The organism is Pseudomonas sp. BF-B-26, from assembly GCF_019956495.1.
GTDB lineage: Bacteria > Pseudomonadota > Gammaproteobacteria > Pseudomonadales > Pseudomonadaceae > Aquipseudomonas.
Window position 1 is genome coordinate 16,112 of sequence record NZ_JAHBDP010000098.1, and the last position, 25,796, is coordinate 41,907.

A 25,796-nucleotide genomic window follows, 5' to 3' on the forward strand; every position below is an offset into this window, starting at 1 on the left:
AGTTATGGACGAAGCCTGTAGACGGTTCGCTGCCCGTCACTTTTCTATCGACGGACAGCGAACATCAACTATTAAAAACGCAACTATCAGAATCGATCGCTTATTGGCGGCTCGGCATACGTGCGCTCGTCTTTAATTAGCTGAGGTGCCTGTGTGTCGTGCCGCGAGCTGGCGGCAGGAGCACAGTAATGACCCTTGTAAAAACCGCAAAGAAAACCGCCCAAGGCGCCAGCAACGACAACGCCAAGCTGTCGATGCGCGCCGCCCGGGAAGCGCAGAACGGCCTGGCCGTCACGCTGACCAACCTCAACGCCACCACTGACGGCCTGACCGAACTCGAAGCCCAGGGCCGCCTCGCACGCAACGGTCACAACGAAGTGGCCCACGACAAGCCGCCTCACGCCCTCATCCAACTGCTCAAAGCCCTGAATAATCCCTTCATCTATGTGCTGCTGACCCTGGCCGGCATCAGTTTCTTCACTGACTACTGGCTGCCGATCAGCAACGGTGAAGCGGATGACGCCGACCTGACCAAGGTCATCATTATCATGACCATGGTCAGCCTCAGCAGCCTGCTGCGGTTCTGGCAGGAATACCGCTCGGCCAAGTCCGCCGAAGCCCTCAAGGCGATGGTGCGCACCACCGCTACCGTGCTGCGCCGCGAGCACAAGGATGGCAAATCGGTGTTGCGTGAAGTGCCGATGCGCGATCTGGTGGCCGGCGATATCGTTCAGTTGAGCGCTGGCGACATGATCCCGGCCGACATCCGCCTGATCGAATCCCGCGACCTGTTTATCAGCCAGGCTGTGCTGACCGGTGAAGCCTTGCCGGTCGAGAAGTACGACACCCTGGCCAATGTGGCTCAAAAGTCCGCCACCAGCACCGCGCCAGATCAGTCGAACCTGCTGGACCTGCCGAACATTTGTTTCATGGGCACCAACGTGGTCAGCGGCACGGCCAAGGCTGTGGTGGTGGCTACCGGGGCTCGGACTTACTTCGGCTCACTGGCCAAAGCCATCGTCGGCTCGCGGGTGCAAACCGCGTTCGACCGTGGAGTGAACAGCGTCAGTTGGTTGCTGATCCGCTTCATGCTGGTGATGGTACCGATTGTGTTCCTGCTCAACGGCTTCTCCAAGGGTGACTGGGGCGATGCGTTCCTGTTTGCCCTGGCCGTTGCCGTTGGCCTGACCCCGGAAATGCTGCCGATGATCGTCAGCGCCAACCTGGCCAAAGGCGCCATGGCCATGGCCAAGCGAAAAGTGGTGGTCAAGCGCCTCAATGCGATCCAGAACTTCGGTTCGATGGACGTGCTGTGCACCGACAAGACTGGCACCCTGACCCAGGACAAGATCATCCTCGAGCACCACGTCGACAGCCACGGCCGGCGCGACGATTCGATCCTCGAACTGGCGTGGCTCAACAGCCATCACCAGAGTGGTCTGAAGAATCTGATGGACCAAGCCGTGGTGCAATTCGCCAACGCCAATCCAACGTTCCGTGTGCCGTTCGCCTACAGCAAAGTCGACGAATTGCCGTTCGACTTCGTCCGTCGGCGCCTGTCGATCATCGTCAAGGACAGCCGCGACGATCACCTGATGGTGTGCAAGGGCGCGGTCGAGGAAATGCTCAGCATCGCCAGCCACATCAATGAAAGCGGCCAGGTGGTCGCGCTGGATGCACAGCGACGCAAAGACTTGCTGGCCCTGGCCAACGAGTACAACGAGGACGGTTTCAGGGTACTGCTGGTTGCCACCCGCGAAATCCCGAAAACCCAAAGCAAAAACCAGTACAAAACCGCCGATGAGCGCGACCTGGTGATTCGCGGCTTCCTGACCTTCCTCGATCCGCCAAAGGAAACTGCCGGCCCGGCCATCGCCGCACTGCGCGACATGGGCGTGACGGTCAAGGTGCTGACCGGCGACAACGCCGTGGTCACTTGCAAGATCTGCCGTGAAGTCGGCCTCGATCCAGGCACGCCGCTGCTCGGCCAAGACATCGAGCGCATGGACGACACCACCCTCAAGCTGCAGGTCGAAGAACACACAGTGTTCGCCAAGCTGACACCGCTGCAAAAATCCCGGGTGCTCAAGGCGCTGCAAGGCAACGGTCACACCGTGGGTTTCCTCGGCGACGGCATCAACGACGCCCCGGCGCTGCGCGATGCCGACGTCGGGATCTCGGTGGACAGCGGCACGGACATCGCCAAGGAATCGGCGGACATCATCCTCCTGGAAAAGAGCCTGATGGTGCTCGAAGAAGGCGTGCTCAAGGGCCGCGAAACCTTCGGCAATATCATGAAGTACCTGAACATGACCGCCAGCTCCAACTTCGGCAACGTGTTCTCGGTGCTGGTGGCCAGTGCGTTCATTCCATTTTTGCCGATGCTGTCGATCCACCTGCTGCTGCAAAACCTCATGTACGACATCTCTCAGCTGGCGTTGCCGTGGGACAAGATGGACAAGGAGTTCCTGCGCAAACCGCGCAAGTGGGATGCGAAGAACATCGGTCGCTTCATGCTGTGGATCGGGCCGACCTCGTCGATCTTCGACATCACCACGTTTGCCCTGATGTGGTACGTGTTCGCCGCCAACAGCGTGGAAATGCAGAGCCTGTTCCAGTCTGGCTGGTTCATCGAAGGATTGCTGTCGCAGACGTTGGTGGTGCACATGCTGCGCACCCAGAAAATTCCGTTCTTCCAGAGCACGGCTGCATTGCCGGTGATCCTCGCGACCGGCGTAGTGATCTGCCTGGGCATCTACATCCCGTTCTCACCGCTGGGCACGCTGGTCGGCCTGGTGCCGTTGCCATGGGAATACTTCCCTTGGCTGGTGGGGACTTTGCTCAGCTACTGCGTGGTGGCGCAGACCATGAAGACGATCTACATCCGCCGGTTCAAGCAGTGGTTTTGATGGCGTAAGACAAGCCCAAATGGATTGAACACCGCCATCCATGTGGGAGCGGGCTTGCTCGCGAATACGGTATGACATTCGGCATTGATGCTGACTGACCCACCGCTTTCGCGAGCAAGCCCGCTCCCACAGGGTTTGGTGTTCAGCAATTCGATCAATGCAACACGAAATAAAGGAGAGTTCTCATGTCGGGAACAACTCTACTGATCAACCTCGCGGGCGCCATTGCATTGTTGCTGTGGGGCACGCACATGATTTCTTCGGCGCTGTTGCGCGGCTTCGGCACGCCACTGCGCCACTGGATGGGCCGGCACCTTAACCACCGCTGGCTGGCCCTGCTCGCGGGCATCGGCATCACCGGCGTCTTGCAAAGCAGCACCGCCGTCAGCCTGATGGCCACCTCGTTCACCGCCGCCGGCACCCTGGGCCTGGCCCCGGCGCTGGCGGTGATGCTCGGCGCCAACATCGGTTCGACCCTGGTGGTGCAGTTGCTCAGCGCTGACATTTCGATCCTTACACCCATCGTTTTACTGACCGGCCTGACCGTCTTCCGGCTGCGGGATGACTCGCGTTTCGAGAGTGTCGGCTGTGCATTGATCGGCCTGGGGCTGATGCTGATGGCCCTGCATATGCTCAGCTCGACACTGGCCGACGTGGAAGGCACGCCCGTGTTCCAGCTGATCATGCAAAGTCTCGACGGCGACCTGCTGATTGCGCTGCTGGTAGCGCTGATCCTTACCTGGCTCTGCCATTCGAGCGTGGCCGTGGTGCTGCTGATCGTGTCCCTGGCCGCCACCGGAATGCTCTCGGCAACGACCATCGTCGCGCTGGTGCTCGGGGTGAACATTGGCGGTGCGTTACCGTCGGTGATCAATGCCGGCTCGAACGTCGGCCGGCGCCTACCCCTCGGCAATCTGCTGGTGCGGGCCTTGGGCGCGGCGGTGGTGTTGCCCTTGGCCGGGTGGCTGGCATCACTGAATCTCGATCTGGCGGCGCTGGTGGTTTACCTGCACACCGGCTTCAACCTTTTGCTGGCGCTGGTGTTCATCGGTTTCACCGAGCCCATGGCCAGACTGCTGACTCGCCTGTTGCCGGAGCCGGCGCAGGATGTCGATCCGGGCATGCCGCGCTACCTTGACGAAGCCGGGCTGGAGGTGGCCAACATCGGCCTGTCCAACGCCGCCCGCGAAGCCCTGCGCATCGCCGACATGCTCTCGGCCATGCTTGAGCGCACGCTGCAACTGTTCCATACCTCGGCGCCGGCCTGTGCCGATGAGGTGCGGCGCATCGATCAATCCACGGACCTGTTGAGCGCGGCGATTCGCGCCTATCTGGCGGACATTGGTCAGGAAGGCATCAGCGACAGCGATGCCGATCGCGCCCAGGAAATCCTCACGTTTGTGATCAACCTGGAACACGCCGCGGACATTCTTTCCAGCAGCCTCACGCAGTTGGCCATGCGCCGCTTGCGCCGCGGTGAACACTTTTCGGTGTTCGAGTTGCGCAACATTGCGCCGTTGCACGAGACGCTGCTGGAAAGCCTGAGCCTGGCGATCACCGTGTTCCTGCGCGAAGACATTGCCACCGCGCACCAGTTGATCAGCCGCAAGGAGAGCGTCCGGCGACTCGAAGCCGACGCCAGCCGTCAGCACTTTCGCAAACTGCAGGAGGACAGAAACACCTGGGCTGAATCCGGCGACATCTTTCAGCGCGTGCTGCGTGACTATCGTCGGGTACACCACCACATTGCCGCCCTCGCCTATCCGCTGCTGGAACGGGCGGGTGAGCCGTTGGGCGATGATCGGGCCAAGGAGGCCTCGCTATGCGCGTCCTGATGTGTGCCGGCCGCCATTACGCCGACAGCCGCCAATGCCGCCGCGTGCTCGACGCCTTCCAGCGCCTGCACCCGGTGCAGGTGCTGATCCATGGCGGCAATCAATACCTGGGCGCCGACATCGAGGAATGGGCCCGTGAACACAGCGCCGACATCGTGCGCTACCCGCCCAACTGGCAACGCCACGGCAAACTGGCCGAACGCCTGCGCAACCACTTCATGCTGCACGACAGCCGCCCCGACGTGATCATCGCCCTGCCCGGCGGTGACGACACTGAAGAACTGGTCGCACAGGCTCGGGGGAAGGGTTTGCAAACGTTATCGGTAGAGGATTGGGGCTAAGTCCAGGATCTATCAGTAAAAGAGGAACCCTGCGGGAGCGAGCAAGCCCGCTCCCACATTGGGCCTCGGGTGGCCGCAAAATTTGTGGTCAACCTCGATCCCGATCAATGCCTGGTCTTGCGCTCCAGCAAACGCACGCCAAGTGACAACGGATAACACAGCGCAAAGTAGATCGCACCCACCAGGATGTAGATTTCCAGGGGCATGAAGTACACAGAACTCAAGTCCTGAGCCCGCAACATCAGGTCCGGCGCCGCGATCAGCGAGGCCACCGAGGTGTCCTTCAACAGCGAGATTGCAACGTTGCCGATCGGCGCGAGCACGATGCGAATGGCCTGTGGCAACACGACCCAACGCAACACCTTGAGGTGGGGCATGCCAATCGCTTTCGCGGCTTCGACTTGCCCCTTGGGTACCGCCTCCAGACCCGAGCGGTAAATTTCCGACAGGTAGGCCGCGGCATTTAACCCCAAACCAATCATCGCCGCTTGAAACGAGCTGAACTGCACGCCGATTTCGGTCAGGCTGAAGTAGACGATGAACAGTTGCACCAGCGCCGGGGTACCGCGAAACACCTCGATGTAGATCAGCGCCGCACGGCGCAATGGCCGGCTGCGAGACAGTCGTGCCAGCGCCACCAGTAAACCGACGACCAGGCCGATCACCAGCGCCCCGAACGCCAACTGGAGTGTGGCCCAGGCCGCGGCCAGCAATTCGACATGGGTTGCTTCCCACAACTCGCCATAGCCCATATCAGTTCTCCTTGACGACTTTGAGACGGCGTTCGGTACGCGCCGCCCAGTGGGAAAGTACCAGGCTCAACACCAGGTAGATGGTCGCCAACAGGAAGTAAATCAGGTTGGTCTGGTAGGTTTCGCTGACCAGCATTTTCGCCTTGAAGGTCAGCTCCGGCACCGCCGCCGCCGAGGCCAGGGAAGTGTCTTTGAGCAGGCCGATGGCGAAGTTGGCCATCCCCGGAATCGCGACCTTGAACGCCTGGGGCAGCACGATGATGCGCATCGCCAGGGAGCGGGTCATGCCGATGGAATATGCCGCTTCACTTTGTCCGCGATCGATGGTGCGGATGCTCGAACGGAACACTTCTGAAAGAATCGCCGCACCGTTCAGACCAAAACCGATAATCGCCGCACCGATGGCCGGCAAGGTGATGCCAATGTAGGTCAGCCCGAAGTACAGAATGAACAGCTGGGTGAGGATTGGTATGTTGCGAAACACCTCCAGGTACGCACTGGCAATCAGGCTCAATACTCGGCTGCGCGAGAGTCGCATCAACGCCAGGCAAAACCCCAGTAGCGTCGCGACCACAAACGCGGCAGCCGTCAGACCGACAGTCGTCAGTGCACCGATGCCCAGCACATTCAAAAAGTACGGGAGCATTTCGATGGCTTTGTTCAGTGCAATGGAATCGAACATCGATCAGTGCTCCTGCACAGCGCGGATAAAGGAGCGGGTGCGTTCGATCTGGCTCTCGCGGAAAATCTGCCGAGGCGGCCCCTGTTCGACAATGTTGCCGTCGGCCATGAAAATCACCTGATCGGAGACGCTTTCGGCGAAGTGCATTTCATGGGTCACGATAATCATCGTCATGCCCTCCTCCGCCAGTTTGCGCATGACCGTCAGCACTTCACCCACCAGTTCCGGGTCCAGCGCCGAAGTGGCCTCGTCGAACAACATCAGCTTGGGCTGCATCGCCAGCGCCCGGGCGATGGCGATCCGTTGCTGTTGCCCGCCCGAGAGCTGTTCCGGGTACACGTCACGTTTGGCAAACATCCCCACCTTGTTCAGCAGGTCCTCGGCGAGTTCCACCGCTTCGGCGCGGCTGCGTTGTTGCACCTTGAGCGGGCCGAGGATGATGTTGTCCAGTACCGAGAGGTGCGGAAACAAGTTGAAGCGCTGGAACACCATGCCGATCTCGGTACGCATGCGTGCCAGTTCCTTGTCGCTCATGGGCACTTTTCGAGTGCCCACCAGACGCTGGCCGATCAGTTCGTTATCGATGTAAATGTCGCCTTTGGTCGGTTCTTCCAGGTAGTTGACGCAGCGCAACAAGGTGGTCTTGCCCGACCCGCTGGGGCCGATGAGCGAGATCTTCTGACCCTGCTGCACGTTGAGGTCGATACCTTTGAGAACGTCCAGGCTGCCGAAGGACTTGTAGAGCCCTTCGATGCGCACCAGTGGGGTTGATTCAGCCATGAGCTATATCCTCGACTCAGGCAAAGGCCTGACTGAAATCTCGCGGTTGATGCTTGAACGGCCCGATGAGGTTGCCCTGCTCGTCCCGGTCGACACCGATGCGCGGGTCCTTGGCCGGAGGCACGAGGTAATCGGGGTTCTTGATCCCGTATTTGGCGAGGATCGGTTTGATCTGGTCCGTGGCTTTGAGCCAGCGCAGGCCTTGATTGATGCCGTCGAACAGATCCTGGTGCTGCGGATGGACGCCCCAGATCGCCTCGAACTTGGCGGTCAGGCTGGGGAATTTTTCATCGTAGGACATCGGGATCTGTTTGAGTTTGAGGCTCGGGTCCTGAAGGATCATGTAGTCGATGGTCGGGGCATCCAGCACGGCAAAATCCAGGCGACCGGCACGCACATCGCGCAGGCAGGAGTCGGTGTTGTCGTAGAGTTTGACCTCCTTCACGCCGTCGATTTTCTTCATGTCCGGGATGGTGAAATAGCCGGTGATGGCGCCGATGGTGCGGCCCTTCACGTCGTTCACGGTGATGACGGTATCGAACGGCTCATTGTCGCGCATGATCACGTAGGCGCCGGTGTAAAACACTGGGTCGGTCAACAGCAGGATTTTGGAGCGCATCGGGTTCCAGGCGAAGTTGCCACCGAACCAATCGGCGCGCCCTGATCTCACGGCTTCCACCACCGCCGGGAAACCCATGGTCAGCACATCGAGCTTGAGCTCGAGACGGTCGGCGATGATTTTCAGCAATTCCAGATCGGTGCCGACGGGTACGCCTTCGCGCAACGCCCCCAGGGGCATGTCGCCCAGGCACGCCGCGGTCAGGTAGCCCTCGCGCACGGTCTTGATCGGTTTCCCGGCCGCGAAGGCGAAGGACATCGGGCCCATTGCGCTTGCCGCCAATGCCGCTAACGAACCGTAGCCAGTGGCCTTGAGGAGACCGCGTCGGGAAAAACCTTGGGAATCAAACTTGAAGTCGGACATAGATCACCTATGGGCAAATTGTTGTTTTGACCGGTACAAGCCTTAAAACTCAATCGCCGTCCGTGGCTGGATTTCCCTGTGTTCTATGACCGTGTCGACAAGCCCGCCAGAATGTCGATGGCGTTGACGTGGGGCTTGTTGACCTGCTGGCGACGGCGCTTGAGCACCAGGTACGCAGCGGAAACCACGCCGAGACTGACGAGGCTGGCGAGGAACTGCGTACGCAAGGAATCCTGGAACGCCATGGCGACCAAAACACCCGCAATCACTGCCACCACAGCATAGGACAGCCACGGGAACAGCCACATTTTCAGGGTCAGTCGGGCCGGCGCCGTGGCTTCTACCTGACGGCGAACCTTGATCTGCGCCAGCGCCACCGCCAGGTACACGAACAGCATCACCGCACCGGAGGCGTTGACCAGAAACAGGAACACGCCTTCCGGAGAAATGATCGCCGCCATGATCGCGATATAGCCGATCACGCTGCTCAGCAGCACGGCAGCCCTTGGCACTTTACGGCCGGTGAGGGTCGACAGTTTCGCCGGTGCATCGCCGCGCTGACTGAGGCCGAACAGAATCCGCGAAGACACGTACAATCCGGAGTTCAGCGCCGAGAGCACGGCCACCAGCACCACTACTTGCATGATCATCGCCGCGCCAGGAATGTGCATGACTTCAAGCGCCGCCACGAACGGCGAGTGACCGGCAACAATCTGCCCCCAGGGCACCACGCAAACGATCAGGAAAATCGAGCCGACATAGAACGTGATGACCCGGAAAATCACCGAACGGGTCATGTTCGCCACGTTCTTCGAGGGATCGTCGGATTCAGCGGCGGCGATGGTCGCGATTTCCGCACCGCCCACGGCAAAGATCACCGTCGGCACACCGGCCAGAATCGCACTCACCCCGTAAGGCATGAACCCGCGGTCATTCACCAGGTTGCCCAACAGGTCGCTGGTGCTCGGGGCGAAACCGAAGAGGTAGGCGCCGACCACGAAGATAAAGACGATGATCGCGAACACTTTCAATGACGCGAACCAGTATTCAAATTCACCGTAGGACTTCACCGACAGGCAATTGATGGCGGTCATGATCGCCAACAGGCTCAAACCGATGATCCACGCCGGTAATGGTATCCATTGCTGGAGAATGTTGGCGCCCACCACGGCTTCCACCGCCACCACGATCACCCAGAAATACCAGTACAACCAGCCACTGGTGAATCCGACCCAATTGCCCAGGCCAATGCGTGCGTATTCGGTAAAGGAGCCGACGCCGGGCAAGGCCACGGCCATTTCGCCGAGCATGCGCATGACCAGCATCACCACGATGCCGGCAGCGAGATAACTCAGAAACGCCGCCGGTCCAATCGCCTGAATCGTTGCACTACTGCCGACAAACAAGCCTGCACCAATGATCCCGCCGAGGGAAATCATGGTGATATGGCGCTGGCGCAAGGCCCCGCTGAGGCGTTGTTGACCGGGTTTTGTATCGGTTGGGTGGGCGTGGTTCATTGGATGACCTCCGCTTTATTGGGTGGGGTCGATCGACCGGATAATTTCATCGAAGACTTTGCACGAGGGGGACAACACACCGGATACTCTGTGCCGCCCGCGGACAGGCTGAACAGTCGGTGGTGCCGGGACGCCGAGGGCGAACCCGGCTGGAGCGTTTCGTTAGTCATGTGCGTACCCGTTGGGCTGAGCATGGCAGCCATTTTCTTATTGTGTTGCATGACAAGCATTACAACTCACACACTAATCACGGTTTTTTAGCTTGTCAATGGGCTTTGTATCGGATAAAAAGCAATACAAATTTGCTTATTGTCTTGCTACAAGCATGACAAGCAGGGATAAAGCACCATGAGTCAATTCGAACAACTGCTGGACGAACTGAAAGCCAACGCGGCTTTGCAGCGCGACAAAGCGGGAACCCTGTACGCCCAATTGGCCGATTCACTGGCTGAGGCGATCGGCAACGGCAAGCTCAAGCCGGGTGAGCGCCTGCCGCCTCATCGCGAGTTCGCCAGTGCGCTGGGGGTGAACATCACCACGGTGACCAAAGCCATGGCCGTGTTGCAGCAGAAAGGTCTGGTGGAAAGCCGTCCGGGGCGTGGCACGCAAGTCGCGCAGCCACGGCATCCGGCCGCCCAATTCCAGTCAGCACCGAGCAATGATCCGGGGACCGTCGACCTGAGCGTTAACCGCCCGGCCACCGACGGTTTCAATCGGGTGCTGGCGCAGTTGCTGCCGCGACTTTCCAGCGATCCGCGCTTTGGTGACATGAAGGACTATCACCCGTCCGAAGGCCCGCTTTGGGCCCGTGAGGCCGCCGCGCAATGGTTGCGTCATACCGGCGTCGAGGCTCAGGCCTCGCAAATGCTGATCGTCGAAGGCGCCCAGCATGGCATCGCCAATACCTTGCGCAGCCTGACCAACAGCGGCGATACGGTGCTGGCCGACAGCGTGACCTATCAAGGCATCAATGCCTTGTGCCGCTCGTTGGGTCTGATCCTGGTCGGCGTCGATGCCGACGCTCGCGGCATGTCGCCCGAAGCCTTGCGCCTGGCCTGCGCCGAACATCAGCCACGGCTGTTGTTTCTGGTGCCGTCGATCCATAACCCGACCGCCATTACCCTCGACGCCGAGCGCCGCGAAGAACTGGCCGCGGTGATTCGGCAAACCAACCTGCTGGTCATTGAAGACGACGTGTATCGGCCGCTGCTGGATCAATCGCCGCCCGCTTTCGCGGCACTGATGCCGGAGCGCACGATTTATATTTCCGCCCTGTCCAAATGCATCGCGCCGGGGTTGCGCATGGGGTTTGTCATGGCCCCTCAGCCGCTGGTGCAAGACATCGCCGCCATGCAGCGCATCGACTGCTGGAGCACCTCGCCGCTGACGGCGCTGATCGCCACCCGGTTGATCGAGGACGGTCATGCCGACCAACTGGTCTCGGAACAACGCGAAGAACTGCGGATCCGCCAGGCGCTGCTCGCCACTCACCTTGAAGGTCTGGAATTCCAGCACAGCGCCACTGGCACCCACGCCTGGCTGGTCCTGCCGGAACCCTGGACCGGCTCGCGTTTCGCCCGTCTGTGCCAGGACCGCGGTGTGGTGCTGCTCGCCGGAGGCGCCTTCACCTTGCGTCCGGAGCTCTCACCGCAAGCGGTGCGCATCAACATCTCGGCAGCCCTGTCACGGGAGCAGCTGATCAAAGCCCTGGGGGTTATCAGCCAATTGGCGCGCCAGGGTCATCTCTATATGCACAACCGGATCTGAGGACATGACACAGCCAGTTCATTGCGAAATTGCCGTTATCGGCGCCGGCGTTGTCGGGGTGGCGACCGCCCTCTGGCTACGCCGCCAGGGTTACCAGGTGTTGTTGCTCGAGCGCGACGCGATTGCCTCGGGGGCGTCCTACGGCAATGCCGGCACTCTCGCGCCTTACGGTGTGATGCCGATTGCGCAGCCATCGCTGCTGAAGGCGATTCCGTCGCTGTTGTTTTCGCCGGAGTCGCCCTTCGTCATCAACTGGGCGCGTCTGCCCCGTTTGATGCCTTGGCTGTTGCGGTTTCTCAATGAATGTCGCGCTTCGCGCTGCGAAGCCAACACCCTGGCCCTGACCAAAATACTCGAGCACACCTACAGCGGTTACGCGCCGTTACTGGCCGACTGCCCGCAGGCTGATCAGCATTTGCGTCACAACGGTTGCCTCTATGCCTACGGCACCGAACAAGGTTTTGCCGGCGCCCAAGCGGCCATCGAGTTGCGCCGATCCCTGGGCATCGCGCAACAGGTACTGAGTTCGGCCGAAGTGGACCAATTGGAGCCAGCCCTCGCGGGTAAAACGGTGGCGGGCATTCTGTTCCCGGAGTCGTCCCACATGGATGACCCGCGAGCCTTCATTGAAGCGCTGGCCGCGCCGCTGATTACCGAAGGCGCGTTGCGTCAGGCAACGATCACTGGTGTGCAACGCCAGACCGATGGCCTGCACCTGCGCAGCGCCGAAGGTCAGACCTACCGCGCCGACAGGGTTGTGCTGTGCGGCGGCGCCTGGTCGACGGCGCTGGCACGCCAGGTCGGGGATCACATTCCGCTGGATACCGAGCGCGGTTATCACATCGAATTCGACTTGCAAGACACCTTGCTCAACCGCCCCTGCTGCCCGGTGGAAAGTGCGTTCTACATGACGCCCATGGCCGGCCGCCTGAGGGTGGCGGGCACGGTGGAGCTCGGTTCGATCAACGACCCGGCCAATCCCAAGCGTTTTGAGTATCTGGAACGACACGTGCGCCGCGTCATGGGCCTGACAGAACCGGTCGCGCGCAAATGGCTCGGCTTCCGCCCTTCCCTGCCCGACTCGTTACCGGTCATCGGCCCGTCACCGAATGAACCGCGGCTGATCTACGCCTTCGGTCACCAGCACCTGGGCCTGACGCTGGCCGGGGCAACCGGTCAGTTGGTCGCCGACTGCATCGCCGGCAAGGCCCCCCAATGGCTGGACAGTTTTTCAGTGCAACGCTTCTGAGCGGCGCCATTTCACAGGAGAGCAATTGATGCAAACAATCGAGCGCAAACACACCAACCCACGGATGAGCCAGATCGTTATCCACGGCAACACCGTGTACCTGGCCGGGCAAGTCGGCGAATCGCGCCACAATGTCGCCGACCAGACCCGCGATGCTCTCGCGAGGGTCGATGCCCTGCTCAAGGAAGCCGGTTCGACCCGTCAACAACTGCTGCAAACCACCATCTGGCTCGCCGACATGGCGGACTTCGAGGCGATGAATGCCGTGTGGGATGCCTGGGTACCGGCAGGCCATGCTCCGGCCCGCGCTTGCGGCGAAGCCAAGCTCGCTGATCCGGCGTTATTGGTGGAGATCATCGTGTGTGCAGCGAGGGACTGAGTTTTTTTTCAGAGGCAGGCATTGGACTGATCACGCATCGATAGGGAACTCCTGACGACCGCCACGCATCCTAGACTATGAGGTACTTCCTTTTTTTGCTTCATGCTTTCCGAGGACACCGTCATGCGCCGTCTGATTATCATCTCTTCCCTTTTGCTGTGTTTACCCTTCGGCTCCGCTATGGCCAAAGTGGATGCGGGCGATGTCGCCACGTCAGCCGGGGTTTCCGCATCGCTGTACTCGACCTTCAAGGACCACAAACTCATGATTCCGGCCCGGGATGACGCCTCCAGCTTCGTCGCCAGTGGCGGCGCGATTCGTGGTGTTTATCTGGAGTCGTACTTAAAGCAGATTCGTCAGGAACATCCCGGCCTCAACGCCAGCGACGAAGACCTGGCCAGAGCAATCCTCGTCCAGGAAGGCGTAGCTGCAGGTCAATAAAGGCTGAAAAAGTAGCGGTGGGGCTCGCAGCACCCGGATAGCGTTTGCAGCCCTACCTTGCTTCAGCACTCGTGGATAGTCGCGCCCAACCCGCCACCAGTTGCGCGCTGATGCTCACGCCGCCGCACACCACAATCACCACATCATGGGCCTCGGCAATCGCCGGATGGTCCAGGTAGCCAATCGCCAACGAAACGCCGCACGCCGGTTCGACCAACTGACGCAGGTCGTTGGCATAACGCACCACACCCATGATCGCCTCGTCGTCGCTGAGCACGACACATTCATGCGGGAAATCGAGGATGTGCTGCACCGGCCAAGCGGCTACCTGAGCAGCGCCAAGCGAAGTGGCAACGGTGTCGATCCGCGGCAGTCTGACCGGATGCCCGGCAGCGATCGCGGCGGCAAAAGATGCCGCCCCCTGGGTTTCGCAAGCAATGATCCGGCAGTCCATGCGGTCATGGCGAATCAACCCGGTAAGAATGCCCGCCAGCAAACCACCACCCCCTACCGACGTCACCACGGCATCGACCTGAGGACAATCTTCGAGGATTTCATCGACCATCGTGCTGTGCCCTTCCCACAGCACCGGGTGATCGAAGGCTGGCACGTATTCGGTGTCCGCGCCTTGCGCGAGTTCTTTGGCCCGTAGATTGGCTTCGTCCCAGACCTTGCCATGGACGATCACCTCGGCACCGGTTTTCCTGATCCGTGCGCGGGTGGTTTCCGGCGTGGTGTTCGGCACCACAATGCAGGCTTTCAACCCCAGGCTGGCGGCAGCCACGGCGGTGGCGAACCCGGCATTACCGCCGGAAGGACAGACGACTTTGCGTTTGCCCTGCGCCTTTGCCTGACTGCACAAAAGACCCATGCCGCGCAATTTGAACGAACCGCTGGGTTGCAGGTTTTCCAGCTTGAGCCAGATCCGCCGGGCCGGCGTCGACAGGCCCGGGTGCAGAATCAGCGGCGTTCTGATGTGAAGCATGGGGGTGCTCCTCAAGGGTGAACGGTCCTTATCCAAGCTTAGTTCACCCTGCCCGGAGGCTACCGATTCAGCGATAACGCGGTGCGGCCGTGGAGTTGCCGAACAGGCCTGAAAGCGTCTGGCGCCGGGCTTCGTAGGCGTCCCACTGGTCGCCTTGGTGCAGGCCCGGAATGGTCACCACTTCGCCTTGCGCCAGACCCGTCAGCGCGGCATCGACCATGTCCTGGGCAGACATCACGATCTCTTGCGGCAAGTTTTCCACCGGGTTGCCGGCCTCGCTCCAGAAGTCGGTGGCGGTGGCGCCGGGCAAGACGGCCTGGATCCGAATGCCTTTGTCGGCCAGCTCGCGGTGCATCGATTGGCTCAGGCCGAGGACAAACGCCTTGGTCCCGCCATACACGCCATTGAGAATTTCCGGGGCGATGGCAACGATCGAGGAGATATTGATCACCGTCCCGGTGCCGCGAGCGACGAAGCCTGGCGCCACTGCGTAAGCCAGGCGCATCAACGCGGTCACGTTGAGGGTGATCATGTCTTCCATGTCATCCACCGGGCTGCCGAGCAGCGGCATGACAGCGCCGACCCCGGCGTTGTTGACCAACAGGGTGATACTGGCGTCAGAGCGTAGAATTTCTTCGACCCGCCGCACGTCGGCCTTGTCTTTCAAATCGGCGGTGACCACTTCCACGGCGCGACCGGTTTCGTTACTCAGGTGGTTGGCCAGGGCGTTCAGTTTCGCCTGGCTGCGGGCGACCAGAATCAGGTCGTAACCTTGCCGGGCGAGACGGTCGGCATACACCGCGCCGATGCCCGAAGAAGCGCCAGTGATCAGAGCAGTACCTTTGGATGAGAGAGCCATGTCGATTTCCTTCGCAGTGAGGCGATAACTTCGCCGGGTGTGAACCGTTATAAAGGGTCTAACGCTCGTCTCAAATGACGTTTAAAGTACGTTTTTCGGACATGACCTTTTGAGGACATCTCGATGACTTCCGTGGCGTTTGTAGTATTTGAAGGGTTCCAGTCCATGGCGCTGGCGGCCATGCCGGTGTTCGAGTACGCCAACTTCAGCGCTGGCGAAGCGCTTTATGACGTCAGCGTATTGTCCGAAGACGGCCGCACATTGCGCGCTTCCGGTGGGCTGAGCGTCGGCACCGAGGCCTTTGGTGAGCGGGTGTTCGACACGGTGATTGTGGTGGGTGGCGATGCCATCCTCGAGCAGGCACCCGAGGGCGTGCTGACTTACCTGCGCGACAGCGTTAAAACCGCACGGCGCACGGCGTCGATTTGCTCCGGGGCGTTCGTCCTGGCCCAGGCGGGATTGCTCGACGGACGGCGCGCCACCACCCATTGGGCTTATGCTCGGGAGCTGCAAGCGCGATTTCCGTCGATCAAAGTCGAAGAAGACCGCATCTACGTCGTCGACGGTTCGATCTGGACTTCTGCCGGGATGACCGCCGGCATCGACCTGGCGCTGGCCATGGTGGAAAAGGATTACGGCGCCGCACTGGCCCGTTCCGTGGCGCAGAAACTGGTGATGTACCACCGCCGCGCGGGCGGCCAGTCGCAGCACTCGGCGCTGCTGGAACTGGAAGCGAAATCCGACCGTATTCAAACCGTCCTTGGCTATGCGCGAGAACACCTCACCGAGACGTTGTCGGTGGAGCAACTGGCAGACGTCGCACGCCTCAGCCCTCGGCAGTTCAGCCGGGCCTTCCGGGCAGAAACCGGCCAATCACCGGCCAAAGCCATCGAGAACCTGCGCCTGGAAACGGCACGGCAGATGCTGGAACGCGGGCGACTGACCCTCGATCAGATCGCCGAAGAGTCGGGTTTCAGCGACTGTCGCCGCATGCGCGAAGCCTTCCTTCGGGCGTTCGGACAGCCGCCGCAGGTGATTCGGCGTAATGCCAGGGCCGGGTTGAACGCGTGAGGGGCGCAGGGCCTCTAAACTGAACAGAATCAGCATGAGGTGCTTATGAAAATCTCGGCCAAACTGGCGTTTTTCGCCATTGTTTCCACCCTCGCCTACCTTGGGCTCGCGGTGTGGGGGCTTGGCGGGTTCTCAGCGTTTTTCTCTCATGCACCGCTGGTGGTCATCGTGCTTGCCACGTTGGTAATGGCCATCGCGTCCTTGTTCACCGAGGTCAACCTGAGTTCCGGCGAACGGGAAGACCGGGCCAATCGTTGGGTGCTGCCGGCGTTCGGGGTGATTGGTTTATTGAGCGGGTACCTGCCGGCCTACACCGACCGGATCGATTTCTGGACCTTTGGTGGCGAAGGTGTGCGCTGGCTCGGGGCGTTGCTGTTCATCATCGGCGGCACGTTGCGCCTGTGGCCGGTATTTGTGCTGGGCAAGCGTTTCAGTGGGCTGGTGGCGATTCAGCCGGGGCACACGCTGGTCACCGACGGGATTTATCGCACCTTGCGCAACCCCAGTTATCTGGGGCTGATGATCACTGCCGTGGGCTGGGCACTGGCTTTTCGCTCCGGCGTTGGCCTGTTGCTGGCCGCGCTGACGCTAATCCCGCTAATCGCCCGCATTCACGCCGAAGAAGCGCTGTTAAGGACGCAGTTCGGCAGCGAATACGAGGCTTACTGCGCCCGCAGTTGGCGGTTGATTCCCGGGGTTTACTGAAACAACACAACCCCAATGTGGGAGCGAGCCTGCTCGCGATAGCGATCTTTCAGTCACATCAATGCTGATTGTGCTGACGCTATCGCGAGCAGGCTCCCACATTAGATTTGTTGCAGGCGGATGAGACCGTCGGCGTCTGTTCGGGCTTCGACCGAGTCGTAGCTGGCCAATGTAGCGTGCGGGGTCTGGAGCGGATGGTCGTGGGTCGCGGTCACCACGATCAAGCCTGCGCCCGCCGCCTCGGCGGCGAGGATGCCTACGGTGGCGTCTTCGAAAATCAGGCAATCGGCCGGTTCAACGCCCAAGCGCTTGGCCGCCAGTCGATAGCCCGCCGGATCAGGCTTTCCGGCACTGACGTCTTCGGCAGTGACCATCACCGAAGGCTCTGGAATACCCGCCGCCGCCATCCGCCGCAACGCCAATGCCTTCGGCGCCGAGGTGACGATCGCCCACTGGTTGGCGGGCAGCGACTTCAGGAAACTCGCCGCGCCAGGCACTTCGATGATCCCCTCGACATCCTCGATTTCCGCCTCGGTGATGAACGCCGCTTCAGCTTCGGCATCCACCCCGGGCAAGGCCAGACGATTGATGGTGTCGATGGCGCGAACGCCATGGATGGTGGGCAGAAATGAATCGACATCGACGCCGTGGCGCAAGGCCCAGGTCGCCCAGATCCGTTCGGCAGCGGCGATGGAGTTGAGGACGGTGCCGTCCATATCAAACAGAAAAGCGCGATACGGGGTGTTGAAGACAGATTCTTGAGCAGACAAGGGGGAGCTTCCTCTCGCAAGTGCCAGGCGGGTTCGCCGAACAATGTAGCATTTGCGAGGAGCTGCCGAACGCGGCTCGAGCCTTCGGCAACTCCTGCAGAGGATGTCCTTGCTAAGCGGAACGCGGTGCTTCAACAGGCGGGGTGCCGTCGTGAAACATCGTTTTCAGTTGAGCACGCAGTTCCGGTGAGTCGGTGTGCTTGTGAACACTGACCGCATGCTGTGCGGCGGCCTCGAGCAGTTCGTTTTCAGAGTCTGCGGACAGTGCGACCGAGCATTTGGCATCACTTGGAAACTCGCGGCAGTCGATGTATTTACGCGCCATGATCTTCTCCTCCCTACGACGAAAGGCAGGCCGTGGCCTGCGTGAACGATCACTCGACGCGCCAACCCAGACATCAAACACGATTGCAGGTCGCACCGAGTGTGCCGACTCTTGAAGTATAGGCCCGCCATAAGGCGCATCGTCACAGGTTGTAGTGGTTTGGTTCTACAGGGTACTTTTCGACTTCAAGGCGACTTCCACGCAGTCCAGCAACTGCCCGAGCGCCCACGGTTTCTTGATGAATGCCACCGAATGCCTGACCCCGGAGCTTTCCGGCGTTTCAAAACCGGACATGATCATGATCGGTTTTTCGGGCCAGCGGTCGCCAAACAGATTGGCCAGGTCCGCGCCGTTGAGTTTGCCTGGCATGGTGATGTCCGTGAGCAACAAACCCACCTGTTGTGCATGCAATTCCAGATATTCCGATGCAGCGTCTGCGCTCACATGCGGTTCAACCACAAACCCTTCCTCCTGAAGAATTTCGCAGAGAAACTCCAGGATCAACGGGTCGTCCTCAACCACAAGAATCAACCCGCCAGTGAGATGTTCGCCCGCCGCCGATATTGGTCTCATGACTGTGCCACTCCCTGATTGCCAAAATGATTTCGCGGGCTCAAATCCGCTACCTATCAGGTATGAGCAGCGGACTTCGCGGAAATTCATTTTTGATACAACCGGGCGATGAATCAGGCGCCTATACAGCGCTGTATAGGCGCCTGCAAACCAGGGTGCGGCCTTGCAGGAGGGGATTTTGATCAGTACGACGGCGCGTCTTTTTTCATGGTGTCCTTGGACATCGCGTCCTTCTTCATTCCATCCTTGCTCATGGCGTCCTTGGACATGGTGTCTTTCTTCATCGCGTCCTTACTCATGGAGTCCTTGGACATGGCGTCCTTTTTCATCGTGTCTTTCTGCATGGCGTCTTTGGACATTGAATCCTTGCTCATGCTGTCGTTGCTCATGCCGTTAGTGGTTGTTGCATCGGCGGCAAACACGCTGGCGGCACCAAACGCCAGGCACATGGACAGTACGGTGGTCGCTAACTTTTTCATGATGGAACTCCTTGAAGCACAGGTTGCGAATGAGCGCAGCGGGCGCTGCGCAGTGAAGTGGCCAGGCGCCATCAGCTGCCACCGAACCAGTTGTAGCCCTGGTCTTCCCAGTAGCCACCCGGATAGGTGTTGGTGACGAAAAGCGCCTGAATATGTTTGGGATTCTTGTAGCCCAGCTTGGTAGGCATGCGCAGCTTCATCGGGAAGCCGTACTGGCGAGGCAGCACCGCGCCGTCATAGGTCAGCGTCAACAAGGTTTGCGAATGCAGTGCGGTGGCCATGTCGATGCTGGTGTAGTAGTCGTCCGCGCATTTGAAGCCGACATATTTGGCATCCGTGTCGGCACCGACTCGCTTCAGGAAGTCGCTGAACCGCACGCCGCCCCACCGCCCTATTGCGCTCCAGCCTTCGACGCAGATGTGTCGGGTAATCTGCTCGGTCTGGGCCATGGCGCGCAGTTCTTCGAGCCGCCAGCTGCGCTTGTCGGCGACCATGCCGGTCACTTCCAGTCGATAACTCTCTTCCTCCACCGTCGGCGCCTCGTCGATGCCGTAAAAGGCATTGAACGGAAATGGCCGGGTGATCATTGACTCGGGATAAGTCGGTGCCAGAGCGTTGGGATTGAACAGCCAGCCCTGCACCCGATCGTTGAAGCGGGACATGGAGGACAACGCGGTTTCGACGCTCTCGTTGTCGGTAAGGTTGCAGCCGGACAACATGGCCACGCCGCCGAGGGTCAGGCCACGCAACAGGAACGAGCGTCGTGAGCGGTCCTCGATCTGCGGGGCGAGAATCTTTCTGGCGTCTGTCAGGATGGACGACTCGTCCAGGCCTGAGCCTTGATTGCGCTTTTTCATACGACCTCCTTGCGACCGACAATCATGGCCCACAACGTTTTGGGAACCAGTGCGACCATCACCAGGTGAACCGCGACAAAGGCCACCAACAGCGACATCGCGATGAAGTGCACGTGCCGCGCGCCTTCGTAACCGCCCAGCAGTTCACGCAACAGCGGAAACTGGACGGACTTCCACAACACCAGCCCGGAAATCACCAGCAGCGTGATGTCGACCATCACGAACAGGTACGCCACCCGTTGCACCTGGTTGTAATGACTCAGATCGGCATGCCCCAATCGGCCCCGCAATGCCGCCCACAGGTCATGCAGGACACCTTTAGGCGAAACCGGGAAAAAGCGCCGTTTCAGACGACCGCTGACGAGGTTGATGATCAGGTAGACAAGGCCATTGATGGCCAGGAACCACATCGCCGCGAAATGCCATTGCAATGCGCCGCCGAGCCAGCCACCCAAGGTGATCGTTTTGGGAAAACTGAAATCGTACAGCGGGGAAGCGTTATAGATTCGCCAACCGCTGGTCACCATGACCAGCACCGCAAGGGCGTTCAGCCAATGGGTCAGCCGTAGCCAGCGGGGATGGCTGCTGACTGTGGGTGAAGCAGGTAACTGCGACATGATGGGCTCCCGGCGGTTGATCGTTGGAGCCGATTATGCAAGCCGACAGATCGCCAAATCCTCACGTAAAGTTAAATTAAACGTGATAACTCTCGGTGCCATGCAGCGGTCCTTGCACTGCAATTGTGGTTAAAATGCCGCCCCAACAAATTGCTGGCCCTGCCCGATGAACGCTGACGCCCTCTCCACCCTCCACGACCATTTACTGACGGCCCTGGCCACTGCCCCCGCCGAAACCCGCCGGCTGTTCCACGGCCGTGGCCGGTGCTGGCCGGGGCTGGAGCAATTGACCGTCGACTGGTTGCAGGGCGTGGTGCTGGTGTCGCTGTTCAAGGAACCTGAAGCGTCGCAGCTGGAAGCGTTGAAACACAAGCTGATGGACCTCATGCAATCGCCGGCGTGGACGCAATCCGGCGCGCATACGCTCTTGCTGCAACATCGCTACCTGCTGCAAAGCACCACCGAGTGGCTGTTGGGGGACGCGATCGACGAGATGACGATCACCGAGGGTGGCCTGCATTACCGGGTGGACCTGGGCCGCAAACAGAACACCGGCCTGTTCCTCGACATGCGTTACGGCCGCGATTGGGTGCGGGCCAACGCCCAGGGCAAGCGCGTGCTGAATCTGTTCGCCTACACCTGCGGGTTCTCGGTAGCGGCCATCGAAGGGGGGGCGACGCACGTGGTCAATCTGGACATGTCCAGCCCGGCCCTGAGCCGTGGTCGCGACAATCACCGGCTCAACGGCCACGACCTGAGCAAGGTGACGTTCCTCGGTCATGACCTGTTCAAATCCTGGGGCAAGGTGATCGGCAAGGGCCCTTACGACCTGGTGATCATCGACCCGCCGTCGTTTCAGAAAGGCAGTTTTCTGCTGACCAAGGACTACCAGCGCGTGCTGCGCCGACTGCCGGAATTGCTCAGCCCTCAGGGCACGGTGCTGGCGTGCATGAACGATCCGGCGTTTGGCGCGGACTTCCTCATCGACGGCGTCACCCGCGAAGCCCCGAGCCTGCGGTTCGAGCAACGGCTGGACAATCCGCCGGAATTTCCCGATGCCGATGTTGAATGCGGGTTGAAGGCGTTGGTGTTTCGGCAGTAAGTCCGAGTCGTCCCCTTCGCGAGCAAGCCCGCTCCCACACTGGTTCTGTGTCGTTCACAAATCCCCTGTGGGAGCGGGCTTGCTCGCGAAGAGGGCCTGAAAACCGATCAATCTCTCTCAGATGTACCCAGTCAACGCGGCTGCAACACCAACGCAAACAACTCACCATGCCCATTCACATTGAGCTTGTGATAGAGATTGCGCCGGTGCACCTTCACCGTCTCCGGGGAAATGCCCATCTGCTGGGCGATGGCCTTGCTTGAGAAGCCCTGAAGAATCAGGCGCGCCGTTTCGATTTCCCGCACTGACAGGCGCGCGTCGAAGCGATCCAGCAGGGTCGCCAGATCTCCGGCCACCGCCTCGGTGGCCGGTCCTTCCGGGGGCATCAATTGCAGGTGACGGCGCATCGCCGCCAGCACCCAATCGCGCACGCAAAGCAGGCGGCCCTGTTCCTCAAGCGTGAATCGCGTCGAGCGTCCCAACGACAAACCGAGCACGGCGCCCTCGACGTTGACCATGAACTGCAACTCGTCGCCGCCCACCACGCTGCGGAAGTAGCTCAGGTAGTACTCGCTCTGCTGGAACTGGTCGGGGGCCACCGATTCGAGACTGTGCAAGCCGTCGGCGATGCCGGCACAAGCGGCCTGATAAAACGGATCGAGCAGGTACATGCCGGCGCTGTAGTCCGCCAGTTCTTCATGCTCGGCAGCACCGCCCTTTGAGTCGAAATCGATCAGCAGGCGCGGCACCCGCCCGGCCCGCATAACCGCAACCAACGCGTTGTCCATCGGCACCAGCAGCCGCAGCGTGTCGACCAGCGCACGCCAGAACCCGTCCTGGCCCAAGGCACCAAAGACCCGCGCCAGCCCCTGGTGCACCGGCAACTCTTTCAACAACGCGTCCACGCCCTACCCCTTTCGAGTAACCCATGATGGGAATGGGTGAGTCCACTCCCGACCGATACGCTGCAAGCACCTGATCATCACCGGCCTGCAGCAGGCCAGGAGTGCCGCATCATGAGTCGTCACCGCTCGCATTTCAATCTTGGACTGGGCGCCTGTCTGTCGGTCTCGCTATCGGCGGTTGCCGCCGACGGCCCGACGGTTCACGTCTACAACTGGTATGACTACATAGGTCCCACGACCCTGCAGGATTTCAAGCGTGACACCGGGATCGCACCGGTCTACGACACCTTCGACAGCGCCGAAGTGCTGGAGGGCAAATTGCTCACCAGCCGCAGCGGATACGACGTGGTGGTGGCCAGCAACTTCAGCTTGCCGACCCTGATCAAGGCCGGCGCCCTTGCACCTCTACCCCACGCTCAGATGCCCGACTTCAAAAACATGGACGCTGACCTGCTGGCGAAACTGGCCCACAACGATCCGGGCAACCAGTACGCCGTGCCGTATCTGTGGGGCACCAACGGCATCGGCTACAACATCGACAAGGTCCGCGCCGCGCTGGGCGACAAGGCGCCGGTGGATTCCTGGGACCTGGTGTTCAACGAAGCGAACCTGGCCAAGCTCGGTCAGTGTGGCGTGGCCATGCTCGACTCGCCGGCCGAGATGCTGCCGGTCGCCCTGCACTACCTCGGTCTGCCACCCAACAGCACCAACCCCGAAGACTACAAAAAGGCCGAGGCTCTGCTGCTCAAGCTGCGCCCGCACATTGCCTACTTCAACTCGTCCAAGTTCATCAGCGACCTGGCCAACGGCAACATCTGCGTGGCGGTGGGTTGGTCTGGCGCGATGCTGGAAGCCAAGAACACTGCCGAGCAGGCGAACAACGGCGTGAAGATCGCCTACAGCTTGCCGAAGGAAGGCGCGCCGGTGTGGTTCGACACCCTGGTATTGCTCAAGGACGCGCCGCACCCGGAACAGGGTTTGGCCTTCATCGACTACCTGATGCGCCCTGAAGTCATCGCGCCGGTCAGTGATCACCTCTCCTACCCCAACGGCAACCGCAGCGCGACGCCGCTGGTGGCCGAAGCGACCCGCAACAATCCGGCCGTGTATCCGTCCGCCGAAGCCATGGCCACGTTATTCACCCTTCAGCCTCTGCCGCCCGCCACCGAGCGCGTGCGCACGCGGATCTGGAGCAAAGTCAAAAACGGCCAGTAACTCCAGATACCCGTCAGCCAAACGCAATCCAATGTGGGAGCGGCGGTGCGGCGATCCGACTTGCTCGCGAAGGCGGAGTGTCAGTCGACCTCATCTTGCCTGATACACCGCTTTCGCGAGCAAGCCCGCTCCCACAGATTCCGCGCCCAACCTGGCCCACTTTTTCTGCCATGAGATGAGAGAAACGATGAAACCACGTGCCCGCGACCTGAACATCCAGTTCGGCCAACTGCAACCCGGTCCGCTCAACGCCATCACCGATGTGCCCGGCGTCCGGGTCGGCCACAGCAATGTGCGAGGACGCACGGCGAACGGCCGCGACATCCTGACCGGCGTCACCGTGATCGAACCGCGTGCCGGTTCCACCAGCCTGCAACCATGCTTTGCCGGCGTCCATGTGCTCAACGGTAACGGCGATGCGACCGGTCTTGAGTGGATTCGCGAAGCAGGCCTTTTGACCAGCCCGATCGCCTTCACCAACACCCACAGCCTGGGTGTGGTGCGCGATGCGCTGGTGACGCTGGATCGCCAGAACCAGCCCGATGACGGGCGACTCTACTGGAACATGCCAGTGGTGCTGGAAACCTTTGACGGTCTGCTCAACGACATCAACGGTTTCCATGTGAAGCCAGAACATGTGGACGAAGCCCTGCGCACGGCGGTGGGTGGTCCGGTGATCGAAGGCGCCGTCGGCGGCGGCAGCGGCATGATCTGCCACGAATTCAAGGGCGGAATCGGCACCGCTTCGCGGCGTCTGAACAGTGCTCAGGGCGGCTGGACCGTCGGCGCCATCGTCCAGGCCAACCATGGCATCCGCAACGAACTGCGCGTCGATGGCTACCCGGTCGGGCGTTACATGGAAAAGGCCGACTCGCCGTTCCTCAAGGCGTCCTTGCCGCATCCGGGCATGGGCTCGATTGTCGTCTGCCTGGCCACCGATGCGCCGTTGCTGCCGCACCAGTGCACGCGCCTCGCGCAGCGCGCCAGCCTCGGCCTGGCCCGCACCGGCGGCGGCAATGAAGACCACAGCGGAGACATCTTCATCGCCTTCGCCACCGGCAACCAGCACGTGCCGCCGGCTGCTTACGAGAGCAAGCGTGCGCCGACCACCGACAACCTGAGCATGGTCAACAACGACCACATCAGCGAGTTGTTCCTGGCCGCCACCGAAGCGGTGGAGGAAGCGATCATCAATGCCTTGCTGGCCTCCGACACCGCCGAAGGCAATGGCCATGCAGTGCCGGGACTGGACGCCGGGACGCTGCTCAACGCCTTGCGCCGGGCCGGGTGGCCAGGGGATTCGACTAGCGGTACTTGAGCGCCAACCCCCAACTTTCTACGATGATTCTACGCAGCCGCTTGTTGACTCAAGCCGTTGCGTAAGTGGTGAGTGAAATGAACCCCTACCAAGCTCACCACTTGTTTCATGCGCATCTTGAGCCTCGAGGGCTCTTCTTCCTCCCCATCAAAGAGCTTTGAGGCTCTTTTTTATCTGCACGATTTCCAGACAAGAAAAAGCCCGGCATTTGGCCGGGCTTTGCGCTATCTAAAAGACAACAAAAATCCCCTGTGGGAGCTAATGCTGTTCACTTAAGACATTCTTCAGTTGAGCTAGAGCCTGTGGGAGCGGGCTTGCTCGCGAAGGCGGCGGGCCAGTCGATATTGATGTTGAATGATCAAACGCCTTCGCGAGCAAGCC

The 25,796-nt window shown here is 60.7% G+C and carries 26 protein-coding genes; 12 read left to right on the forward strand and 14 right to left on the reverse strand.

Going from position 1 to position 25,796, the window contains the following annotated elements:
• Window positions 1-188 precede the first annotated feature (188 nt).
• The 3 genes from mgtA (at window position 189) to KGB03_RS22405 (ending at window position 5,085) form a co-directional block, all read left to right on the forward strand.
• A complete protein-coding gene (gene mgtA / locus KGB03_RS22395) occupies window positions 189-2,909 on the forward strand; it encodes a magnesium-translocating P-type ATPase (RefSeq protein ID WP_223529007.1) in 2,721 nt (906 codons plus the stop codon).
• Between the two features lie 185 nt (window positions 2,910-3,094).
• Window positions 3,095-4,744, forward strand: a complete 1,650-nt coding sequence (locus KGB03_RS22400) for a Na/Pi cotransporter family protein (protein WP_223529009.1) — start codon at window positions 3,095-3,097, stop codon at window positions 4,742-4,744.
• A complete protein-coding gene (locus KGB03_RS22405) occupies window positions 4,732-5,085 on the forward strand; it encodes a DUF2493 domain-containing protein (protein ID WP_223529011.1) in 354 nt (117 codons plus the stop codon). The genes KGB03_RS22400 and KGB03_RS22405 overlap by 13 nt, the downstream gene beginning before the upstream one ends.
• A gap of 104 nt (window positions 5,086-5,189) precedes the next feature.
• On the opposite strand, the gene KGB03_RS22410 is transcribed toward KGB03_RS22405, so the two are convergent.
• The 5 genes from KGB03_RS22410 to KGB03_RS22430 all read right to left on the reverse strand — a co-directional run bounded on the left by KGB03_RS22410 (window position 5,190) and on the right by KGB03_RS22430 (window position 9,798).
• Window positions 5,190-5,837: an amino acid ABC transporter permease gene (locus KGB03_RS22410; RefSeq protein WP_109632169.1), complete on the reverse strand. Its 648-nt coding sequence runs from the start codon at window positions 5,835-5,837 to the stop codon at window positions 5,190-5,192.
• A gap of 1 nt (window position 5,838) precedes the next feature.
• The gene (locus KGB03_RS22415; RefSeq protein ID WP_111448790.1) at window positions 5,839-6,519 is read right to left on the reverse strand and encodes an amino acid ABC transporter permease; all 681 of its coding nucleotides are present in this window, start codon (window positions 6,517-6,519) and stop codon (window positions 5,839-5,841) included.
• Window positions 6,520-6,522: 3 nt separating this feature from the next.
• Window positions 6,523-7,299: an amino acid ABC transporter ATP-binding protein gene (locus tag KGB03_RS22420; protein ID WP_111448791.1), complete on the reverse strand. Its 777-nt coding sequence runs from the start codon at window positions 7,297-7,299 to the stop codon at window positions 6,523-6,525.
• A 16-nt stretch (window positions 7,300-7,315) separates the two neighbouring features.
• Complete coding sequence (locus KGB03_RS22425) at window positions 7,316-8,281, reverse strand: transporter substrate-binding domain-containing protein (protein ID WP_223529013.1); 966 nt, start codon at window positions 8,279-8,281, stop codon at window positions 7,316-7,318.
• Window positions 8,282-8,364: 83 nt separating this feature from the next.
• Window positions 8,365-9,798: an amino acid permease gene (locus KGB03_RS22430; RefSeq protein ID WP_223529015.1), complete on the reverse strand. Its 1,434-nt coding sequence runs from the start codon at window positions 9,796-9,798 to the stop codon at window positions 8,365-8,367.
• 348 nt (window positions 9,799-10,146) lie between these two features.
• Between KGB03_RS22430 and KGB03_RS22435 the strand changes: the two genes are divergently transcribed.
• The 4 genes from KGB03_RS22435 to KGB03_RS22450 all read left to right on the forward strand — a co-directional run bounded on the left by KGB03_RS22435 (window position 10,147) and on the right by KGB03_RS22450 (window position 13,634).
• Window positions 10,147-11,565, forward strand: a complete 1,419-nt coding sequence (locus KGB03_RS22435; RefSeq protein WP_123366441.1) for a PLP-dependent aminotransferase family protein — start codon at window positions 10,147-10,149, stop codon at window positions 11,563-11,565.
• Between the two features lie 4 nt (window positions 11,566-11,569).
• Entirely contained in the window at window positions 11,570-12,814 is a 1,245-nt protein-coding gene (locus KGB03_RS22440; protein WP_223529018.1) for an NAD(P)/FAD-dependent oxidoreductase, read from the forward strand.
• A 28-nt stretch (window positions 12,815-12,842) separates the two neighbouring features.
• Window positions 12,843-13,193: a RidA family protein gene (locus KGB03_RS22445; protein ID WP_111448796.1), complete on the forward strand. Its 351-nt coding sequence runs from the start codon at window positions 12,843-12,845 to the stop codon at window positions 13,191-13,193.
• A 123-nt stretch (window positions 13,194-13,316) separates the two neighbouring features.
• Window positions 13,317-13,634 (forward strand): DUF2388 domain-containing protein, encoded by a 318-nt coding sequence (locus KGB03_RS22450; protein ID WP_111449117.1) that lies wholly within the window; start codon window positions 13,317-13,319, stop codon window positions 13,632-13,634.
• Window positions 13,635-13,686: 52 nt separating this feature from the next.
• Here the strand turns inward: KGB03_RS22450 and KGB03_RS22455 are convergent, their stop codons facing one another.
• Together KGB03_RS22455 and KGB03_RS22460 are read right to left on the reverse strand one after the other, a co-directional pair.
• On the reverse strand, window positions 13,687-14,619 hold the full coding sequence (locus KGB03_RS22455) for a pyridoxal-phosphate dependent enzyme (protein ID WP_192410693.1): 933 nt from the start codon (window positions 14,617-14,619) through the stop codon (window positions 13,687-13,689).
• A 67-nt stretch (window positions 14,620-14,686) separates the two neighbouring features.
• Window positions 14,687-15,478 (reverse strand): SDR family NAD(P)-dependent oxidoreductase, encoded by a 792-nt coding sequence (locus tag KGB03_RS22460; RefSeq protein ID WP_223529021.1) that lies wholly within the window; start codon window positions 15,476-15,478, stop codon window positions 14,687-14,689.
• Between the two features lie 123 nt (window positions 15,479-15,601).
• On the opposite strand from KGB03_RS22460, the gene KGB03_RS22465 reads away from it, so the two are divergent.
• Entirely contained in the window at window positions 15,602-16,549 is a 948-nt protein-coding gene (locus tag KGB03_RS22465; protein ID WP_218536178.1) for a GlxA family transcriptional regulator, read from the forward strand.
• Window positions 16,550-16,594: 45 nt separating this feature from the next.
• Window positions 16,595-17,254, forward strand: coding sequence for a methyltransferase family protein (locus KGB03_RS22470; protein WP_223529024.1), 660 nt, complete (start codon window positions 16,595-16,597; stop codon window positions 17,252-17,254).
• 101 nt (window positions 17,255-17,355) lie between these two features.
• Here the strand turns inward: KGB03_RS22470 and KGB03_RS22475 are convergent, their stop codons facing one another.
• The 6 genes from KGB03_RS22475 to KGB03_RS22500 all read right to left on the reverse strand — a co-directional run bounded on the left by KGB03_RS22475 (window position 17,356) and on the right by KGB03_RS22500 (window position 20,875).
• Window positions 17,356-18,024: an HAD-IA family hydrolase gene (locus KGB03_RS22475; protein ID WP_223529027.1), complete on the reverse strand. Its 669-nt coding sequence runs from the start codon at window positions 18,022-18,024 to the stop codon at window positions 17,356-17,358.
• Window positions 18,025-18,136: 112 nt separating this feature from the next.
• The gene (locus KGB03_RS22480) at window positions 18,137-18,349 is read right to left on the reverse strand and encodes a DUF1059 domain-containing protein (RefSeq protein WP_192410688.1); all 213 of its coding nucleotides are present in this window, start codon (window positions 18,347-18,349) and stop codon (window positions 18,137-18,139) included.
• 165 nt (window positions 18,350-18,514) lie between these two features.
• On the reverse strand, window positions 18,515-18,922 hold the full coding sequence (locus tag KGB03_RS22485; RefSeq protein WP_223529029.1) for a response regulator: 408 nt from the start codon (window positions 18,920-18,922) through the stop codon (window positions 18,515-18,517).
• A gap of 182 nt (window positions 18,923-19,104) precedes the next feature.
• Window positions 19,105-19,401, reverse strand: coding sequence for a pentapeptide MXKDX repeat protein (locus KGB03_RS22490; protein ID WP_111448802.1), 297 nt, complete (start codon window positions 19,399-19,401; stop codon window positions 19,105-19,107).
• 71 nt (window positions 19,402-19,472) lie between these two features.
• Window positions 19,473-20,258, reverse strand: coding sequence for a molybdopterin-dependent oxidoreductase (locus tag KGB03_RS22495; protein WP_223529032.1), 786 nt, complete (start codon window positions 20,256-20,258; stop codon window positions 19,473-19,475).
• Window positions 20,255-20,875 (reverse strand): cytochrome b/b6 domain-containing protein, encoded by a 621-nt coding sequence (locus KGB03_RS22500; protein WP_223529036.1) that lies wholly within the window; start codon window positions 20,873-20,875, stop codon window positions 20,255-20,257. Before KGB03_RS22500 ends, KGB03_RS22495 begins: the two co-directional genes overlap by 4 nt.
• A gap of 166 nt (window positions 20,876-21,041) precedes the next feature.
• On the opposite strand from KGB03_RS22500, the gene KGB03_RS22505 reads away from it, so the two are divergent.
• Window positions 21,042-21,977, forward strand: a complete 936-nt coding sequence (locus tag KGB03_RS22505) for a class I SAM-dependent methyltransferase (protein ID WP_223529039.1) — start codon at window positions 21,042-21,044, stop codon at window positions 21,975-21,977.
• 131 nt (window positions 21,978-22,108) lie between these two features.
• Here the strand turns inward: KGB03_RS22505 and KGB03_RS22510 are convergent, their stop codons facing one another.
• Complete coding sequence (locus tag KGB03_RS22510; RefSeq protein ID WP_223529042.1) at window positions 22,109-22,882, reverse strand: helix-turn-helix transcriptional regulator; 774 nt, start codon at window positions 22,880-22,882, stop codon at window positions 22,109-22,111.
• Window positions 22,883-22,993: 111 nt separating this feature from the next.
• Here KGB03_RS22510 and KGB03_RS22515 point away from each other — a divergent pair, with 111 nt between their 5' ends.
• Both KGB03_RS22515 and KGB03_RS22520 read left to right on the forward strand, forming a co-directional pair.
• Window positions 22,994-24,097 (forward strand): polyamine ABC transporter substrate-binding protein, encoded by a 1,104-nt coding sequence (locus tag KGB03_RS22515; protein ID WP_111448807.1) that lies wholly within the window; start codon window positions 22,994-22,996, stop codon window positions 24,095-24,097.
• Window positions 24,098-24,284: 187 nt separating this feature from the next.
• Entirely contained in the window at window positions 24,285-25,415 is a 1,131-nt protein-coding gene (locus KGB03_RS22520) for a P1 family peptidase (RefSeq protein WP_192410682.1), read from the forward strand.
• The last annotated feature ends 381 nt before the right edge of the window (window positions 25,416-25,796 follow it).